Annotated in this window: 7 protein-coding genes and 1 pseudogene; 7 read left to right on the forward strand and 1 reads right to left on the reverse strand. The window is 32.6% G+C overall.

Translation table 11 applies throughout. The annotated features are described in order from the left end of the window. A pseudogene (locus tag VKY47_RS10230) lies at nt 1-461 on the reverse strand (bifunctional Delta(1)-pyrroline-2-carboxylate/Delta(1)-piperideine-2-carboxylate reductase); the annotation flags it as partial. 312 nt (nt 462-773) lie between these two features. Between VKY47_RS10230 and VKY47_RS10235 the strand changes: the two are divergent. The 7 genes from VKY47_RS10235 to VKY47_RS10265 all read left to right on the forward strand — a co-directional run. Continuing rightward, a complete protein-coding gene (locus VKY47_RS10235) occupies nt 774-1,034 on the forward strand; it encodes an acyl carrier protein (protein ID WP_324312549.1) in 261 nt (86 codons plus the stop codon). Nucleotides 1,035-1,063: 29 nt separating this feature from the next. Next, nucleotides 1,064-1,303, forward strand: coding sequence for a hypothetical protein (locus tag VKY47_RS10240; RefSeq protein ID WP_324312551.1), 240 nt, complete (start codon nt 1,064-1,066; stop codon nt 1,301-1,303). 97 nt (nt 1,304-1,400) lie between these two features. After that, on the forward strand, nt 1,401-2,066 hold the full coding sequence (locus tag VKY47_RS10245) for an acetyltransferase (protein WP_324312552.1): 666 nt from the start codon (nt 1,401-1,403) through the stop codon (nt 2,064-2,066). 88 nt (nt 2,067-2,154) lie between these two features. Continuing rightward, the gene (locus VKY47_RS10250) at nt 2,155-2,415 is read left to right on the forward strand and encodes an acyl carrier protein (protein WP_324312554.1); all 261 of its coding nucleotides are present in this window, start codon (nt 2,155-2,157) and stop codon (nt 2,413-2,415) included. A gap of 29 nt (nt 2,416-2,444) precedes the next feature. Next, nucleotides 2,445-4,421: an asparagine synthase (glutamine-hydrolyzing) gene (gene asnB, locus VKY47_RS10255; protein ID WP_324312556.1), complete on the forward strand. Its 1,977-nt coding sequence runs from the start codon at nt 2,445-2,447 to the stop codon at nt 4,419-4,421. Nucleotides 4,422-4,434: 13 nt separating this feature from the next. After that, entirely contained in the window at nt 4,435-5,415 is a 981-nt protein-coding gene (nadE, locus tag VKY47_RS10260) for an NAD(+) synthase (protein WP_324312557.1), read from the forward strand. Between the two features lie 10 nt (nt 5,416-5,425). Then, nucleotides 5,426-6,684, forward strand: a 1,259-nt coding sequence (locus VKY47_RS10265) for an AMP-binding protein (protein WP_324312559.1), incomplete at its 3' end; no start/stop codon positions are given.

Below are 6,684 nucleotides of genomic sequence, written 5' to 3' on the forward strand. Positions count from 1 at the left end.
GGTCTAACACTGGCATGGGCTAAGATTAAGTTAACCGATAAGACCCCTGTGCCAATCATTAAAAGTGAAAATGAATTTTCTCTAGACAAATAACTAGAAGCCAATGCGGATGCTGCAGCTGTGCGCTTTGCAGTTAAAGATTTTGCAGCTAGAATGGCTTTTATCGAGCCTTTGTGCGCATCTAAATATAAGTATGTGCCTTGAATTGCGGGTAGATTATATATCCCATTATTTGGACTTACAGTTACCATTTTAACACCAGCTTCTTTTCCGGGATTCCAAGCAGGCATTAGTAGCAAGGTTGAGTCTATCTTTTCTTTCGGATTTGGGAAATCGTGATGATGCCGCATCGGAACTTGAATGGTCGAAGAAGCAAAAGCAGCCTTTAATTTTGATATCAAAGTAGGAAAATGCGTGTTTTGTTCTATAAAAGTATCATCAATTAGAGCAATATCTTTCATCTTAATTTATTCTTTCTATAAAGATACTAATATTGGCCTCTTTATAAAAGATATTGATGTTTTAGAGATTTCATAAACTATAAAAACTCGTAAACACGTAATTTGGCCACGTTAATCTGATGTTTTGTCAACTTTAACGAATAGTTTAAAATACTCTTTTTTAGTTTCCGAAAATAGGATTATATTAGACTCAATAACTTGCTGTTATCTATACTATTTAATTTCTCCCTAACCATAATTAATAGTAGAATAGATAGAGATTCTAAATCTATGCTATGAATTGGATAATTTATTAAATGTTATATATTAAGAATGGAAAAACAACACGACGTAAAAAACGATATTAAAAAATACATTTTAGAAGCATCGTTATCAGATGTAAAAGATGTAGAAGACGACGCCTTAATCTTTGAAAATGGTTTGCTGGATTCTATGGGATTATTGTTTCTAATTGAATTTTTGGGGGAAACTTTCGATGTAGAAGTTAATGATGAGGAATTGAATCCTAAAAACTTCGAATCTATAAATAATATTGTCTCTTTTGTAAACAATAAACTAGCTGTTAAAGCTTAATTTCATCAGCAACCAACAACAAATCTAATATGTGTGGCATAGCTGGTTTTTATGGAAATTTAAACAAGAAGCAATCTGTTTCGACATTACAAAACATGCTTACTAGAATTAAACATCGTGGTCCAGACCAAAGTGGTGTTTATATAGCTGATAAGGTAGGTTTAGGTAGTGTACGACTATGCATTAAGCCGATTTTTAAATACCTTATAATGAGTTTTTTCGATATGCCATGTTTTAAGTATAAAATAGGAGTTATATTCAAAACTTAATTAAAATTATTGTTTAATCATTTGTTTAAATGTAATATGAACAACTTTTTAATAATTATAAAATTGATTTTAACTAATTATAAAAACTAACTCTAAAATGTCTAAAGTAATAATATTTGGATTAAAGGAAATGGCTGAAATAGCTCACTATTATTTAACAAATGATTCGGATCATGAGGTTGTTGCTTTTTGTGAATATAAAGAGAATTTGCAAGGAAACGAAAGATTTCTAACCTTACCTGTTATTGCTTTTGAAACTGTAGAAAAAATGTATCCTATTGATGAATATAAGTTTTTCGCACCGATGAATTCGGAACAAATGAATACAGTAAGAGAAAAAGTTTATTACGCAATTAAGGAAAAAGGTTATGCTATGATAACCTATATTAGTAGTAAGGCTACTATTTATACAGATGATATTGGTGATAATTGTTTTATACAATCTGGAAATATTTTTCACCCTTTTACTAAAATTGGAAATAATGTAATGATGTGGAGCTTTAATTTGGTGGCTCACCACGGAGTGGTTAAAGATCATGTTACTTTTGCTTCTCATGTGGCTATGGCTGATAATTGTGTTATAGGAGAAAATTCATATTTAGGTACAAATTCTACATTAAGAAATGGAATTGTTTTGGCAAAAGGTACTTTGGTAGGGTTAGCAACAACAATATCAAGAAATACCGAAGAATGGAGTGTTTATTTAGGTAATCCTGCAAAAAAAATCGGTAATAATATTAGTAAATCAATTTTAAAAATCTAATTAACTGGATTTTTAAAATATATAATACGCTATTAATCAATAATTAAAACATGAGTATCGCATATTCGTGTTAAAACCTTACTTTCTAATGAAAAATATAAACGAAATTAAAGAAGATATAAAATCTTATATTTTAGATGCCTCACTGTCAGATGTAAAAGATGTAGAAGATGATGCCTTGATTTTTGAAAATGGGCTGTTGGATTCTATGGGCTTATTGTTTCTAATTGAATTTTTGGGAGAAACTTTCGAAGTAGAAGTTAATGATGAGGAATTGAATCCTAAAAACTTCGAATCTATAAATAATATTGTCTCTTTTGTAAACAATAAACTAGCCGTTAAAGCTTAATTTAATCGGTAACCAACAACGAATCTAATATGTGTGGCATCGCTGGTTTTTATGGAAATTTAAACAAGAAGCAATCTGTTTCAACATTACAAAACATGCTTACTAGAATTAAACATCGTGGTCCAGACCAAAGTGGTGTTTATGTATCTGATAAGGTAGGTTTAGGTAGTGTACGATTAAGCATCATTGATTTAAGTTCTGGAGCAACCATGCCTATTTCTAATCAAGACGAGAGCTTGTGGATTGTATTTAACGGTGAAATTTACAATTATATTGAGTTGAAAGAAGATTTACTCAAAAAAAATCATGTTTTTAAAACAAGTAGCGATACGGAAGTAATTGTTCATTTATATGAAGAATACGGTCTGGAATGTCTTAATATGTTGAACGGACAGTTTGCATTTGCAATTTGGGATAAAACTAAAGAGGAATTGTTTTTGGCTAGAGATCGAGTTGGAATCAGACCTTTGTATTACACACAAATAGAAGATACTTTTGTTTTTGGCTCTGAAATAAAGACATTTTTGGAATATCCAGGAATTAAACTGAAGTTTTCGAAAAAAGCACTTGCAGAATATGTTACTTTTTGGACTGCTTTATCTCCAAATACGGTATTTGAAGATGTTTTTGAAGTGCCTCCAGGATGCTACATGCTTGTTAATTCTAAAAATATAACCACAAGCACTTATTGGGAATTACCTATTGTAAAACCTGATGCCTATGCGTTTGATAATGTGGAAGAAGCTGCCAAAGAATTTGAATCCATTTTTTTAGACTCCATTAAATTAAGACTTCGAGCCGATGTTCCAGTAGCCGCCTATTTAAGTGGTGGTATTGATTCTAGCATTACAACATCTTTTATAAAACAGGTTTCCCCTGAAAAATTAAGAACTTTTTCTATTGGTTTTACCGAAAAGGATTTCGACGAGTCGTCCTATCAAAACATAGCGGCAGCCTATTTTAATACAGAGCATTCTAGTGTAACTTGTAGTGAAAATGATATTTCAAATCATTTTAAAGAGGTTATTTGGTATGCGGAAGCACCATTATTGCGCACAGCACCAACTCCAATGAGTTTGCTGGCTAAAAGCGTAAAAGACCAGAACATAAAAGTGGTGATTACAGGTGAAGGTGCAGACGAGCTTTTGGGTGGCTATAATATTTTTAAAGAAACAAAAATCAAACACTTTTGGGCTAAAGACCCAAAGTCTAAATACAGGCCTTTATTACTAAAAAAACTCTATCCTTATTTACCACAAATTCGCGACTCGAGCAGTAACATGCTAAAAATGTTTTTTGGGTATAAGCTTAGTGAAACCGAATCCCCAGTTTATTCGCATTTGTTAAGATGGCATAATACCAGTAGAATTAAGAACTATTTTTCGGATGCCATTAAGGAAGACATTAAAGATTATACACCAATTGAAGATTTAGAAAAACAGCTAGAATCTAAATTAAAAGGTTATGATTATCTTACAAAAGCGCAATGGCTGGAAATTAATTTATTTATGTCTGGCTATTTGTTGTCTTCGCAAGGAGATAGAATGGGAATGGCCAATTCCATTGAAGGTCGCTATCCGTTTTTAGACCATCGAGTTATTGAGTTCTGTATGAAATTACATCCAGATTTAAAACTACATGGCTTAAATGAAAAATTCCTATTAAAAAAAATGATGGTAGGCAGATTGCCAGAAGAAATTTTAAACCGATCCAAACAAGCCTATCGCGCACCTATTAGAAGTCTTTTTGTTTCAGAAGACTTGCCGGATTATTTAAAAACTATGCTTTCAGAGGATTGCATCAAAGAATTTGGTATTTTTAACTTGGAACACGTGAAAACCTTACATTCAAAAATAACATCGAATAAAGGTGTTTCAGAAATAGATAATATGGCTATGACTGCTATTTTATCCATTCAAATTTTATACGAATTATTTGTGAAAAAATCTATCCCAGAACTATCAGAAAGCGATTTAATCACCTTAGATAAAATAATTATTGAATAAAACCATTAAAACTATGAAATCAGAACCACGTAAACCTTTTTCGAAAGACATTATTCATATAGAGAATATAGATCAAGTTTGTAACGATATTATAGACAAACTAAAGACGGATGTTGCTAAAAAATTACAACGTCGTGGAGGCGTTATTGGAATTAGTGGAGGTATAGACTCCTCTGTTTGCTTGGCTCTTTCTGCTAAAGCCTTTGGACCTAAAAACGTGCTGGCCATTATGCTTCCAGAGCAAGATTCAAGTGATGATAGTCGAGAATTAGCCGAAAAATTAGCTGCTAAATTTGGAGTAAGCACTTTGGTTGAGGACATTACCAAAGCTTTAGACGGTTTTGGATGCTACGAAAGAAGAGATGATGCTATTTTAAGAGTGGTTCCAAGTTTCGATAAAGCTAAGGATAAGGCAAAAATTGAAATCAAACAAAATATAGCCGAAAATATTCCTGCAATTTTCTCTATTACCGTTATTAAGCCAAATGGCGAAGTTATTAGCAAGCTTTTGCCAGCAAGAGAATATTTGCAAATTGTTGCTTCTACTAATTTTAAACAACGTAGTCGAATGGCAATGCTTTATTACCACGGCGAGCGTATGCATTATGCTGTTATTGGAACCCCGAACAAACATGAGGTTGAACAAGGTTTTTTTGTAAAACATGGTGATGGTGGAGCAGATGTTATGCCAATTGGACATTTTTACAAAACACAAGTGTACCAATTAGCAAAGCATTTAGGGGTGCCACAAGAAATTATTGATAGGACCCCAACTACAGATACCTATACAGCAGAACAAACACAAGAAGATTTCTTCTACCAAATGCCTTTTGAATCTATGGATTTAATTTGGTATGGATGGGAAAATGGTTATCCAGCAGATGAGGTTGGAAAAGTGATGGACAAAACAGCCAAAGAGATTGAAAATATCTATACAAGTTTTGAAAGAAAAAGAAAAACAACAGAGTATTTACGAATGCGTCCTATTTTTTAAATTATAACACATGAATGTTTTCGATTACCTTTTTGAAAATTCAAAAGACCTGGACAAGAACTTTTTATTAGGTTCTAAAGAAACGGTTTCTTTTAAGGAATTCCATACAGAAAGTTTAAAACTGGCCTCCTTTTTAAATAGGTATTTTGGGGACAAGAAAAACATGATTTTAATAAGTCCGAACTCAAAATTCTTTATTTCGGCTTATCTGGGAATCTTGAAATCCGGAAATGTATGTGTGCCTTTAAACTTTGCCATAGAACAAGAAAATCTAGATTTTATAATTGAAACCACCGATTGCGACACCATTTTTATGGCAAAAAGTGTTCGGGGAAAATATGAAATTCCGTCGCATGTTCTTGTTATAGAAGAAGAAGGATTGGACCAGATTGGAGATATTCAAGCTGTGAAAGATTATTATGTTAAGGTTGAAAAAGAGCAGTTAGCAGAAATTATTTTCACCTCTGGATCAACCGGGACTCCTAAAGGAGTTATGATAAGCCATCAGAATATTATAGCTAACACCAGGTCTATTGTTTCTTATTTGAACCTAACAGCCCAAGATGTTATGTGCGTAGTTTTACCTTTTTACTATTGCTATGGTCTATCTCTTTTGCACACCCATTTAAAAGTCGGAGGTTCTCTTGTTTTAAATAATAGTTTTATGTTTTTAGGTGCAGTTTTAAGCGATATGAAGGATTATAAATGTACTGGTTTTGCAGGTGTCCCTAGTCATTTTCAAATTCTATTAAAAAAATCAAAAACTTTTAAAACGACGCCATTTCCAGATTTAAGATATGTTACTCAGGCAGGAGGGAAATTGCATACAGTTTTTATAGATGAATTCACCCAAGCCTTTCCTGACAAGCAATTTTATATCATGTATGGGCAAACCGAAGCTACGGCAAGATTAGCATATTTAGAACCTTCTATGATCCATAAAAAAACAAGTTCTATTGGAAAGCCTATTCCTGGCGTGCAATTTAAGATTGTTAATGAAAAAGGTGAAAGTCTAGACGTACATCAAGAAGGTGAATTATTGGCCAAAGGCGAGAATATTATGTTGGGCTATTACAAAGAGGGCGAGGAAACGCTGAAAACCATTAAAAATGATTGGCTTTATACAGGAGATGTTGCCATAGTTGACGAAGATGGATATTATTATTTGATGGCCAGAAAAAAAGAAATCTTAAAAGTAGCTGGAAAAAGAGTGAGTCCGAAAGAAATAGAAGAAGTTATTCTATCTGTACCAGAAGTTATAGATTGCAC

The organism is Xanthomarina sp., assembly GCF_035306705.1.
Taxonomy (GTDB): Bacteria; Bacteroidota; Bacteroidia; order Flavobacteriales; family Flavobacteriaceae; genus Xanthomarina.

Coding starts and splice junctions, on each gene's coding strand:
- VKY47_RS10235 (WP_324312549.1), top strand. CDS start 774: ATGGAAAAACAACACGACGTAAAAAACGATATTAAAAAATACATTTTA.
- VKY47_RS10240 (WP_324312551.1), top strand. CDS start 1,064: ATGTGTGGCATAGCTGGTTTTTATGGAAATTTAAACAAGAAGCAATCT.
- VKY47_RS10245 (WP_324312552.1), top strand. CDS start 1,401: ATGTCTAAAGTAATAATATTTGGATTAAAGGAAATGGCTGAAATAGCT.
- VKY47_RS10250 (WP_324312554.1), top strand. CDS start 2,155: ATGAAAAATATAAACGAAATTAAAGAAGATATAAAATCTTATATTTTA.
- asnB (WP_324312556.1), top strand. CDS start 2,445: ATGTGTGGCATCGCTGGTTTTTATGGAAATTTAAACAAGAAGCAATCT.
- nadE (WP_324312557.1), top strand. CDS start 4,435: ATGAAATCAGAACCACGTAAACCTTTTTCGAAAGACATTATTCATATA.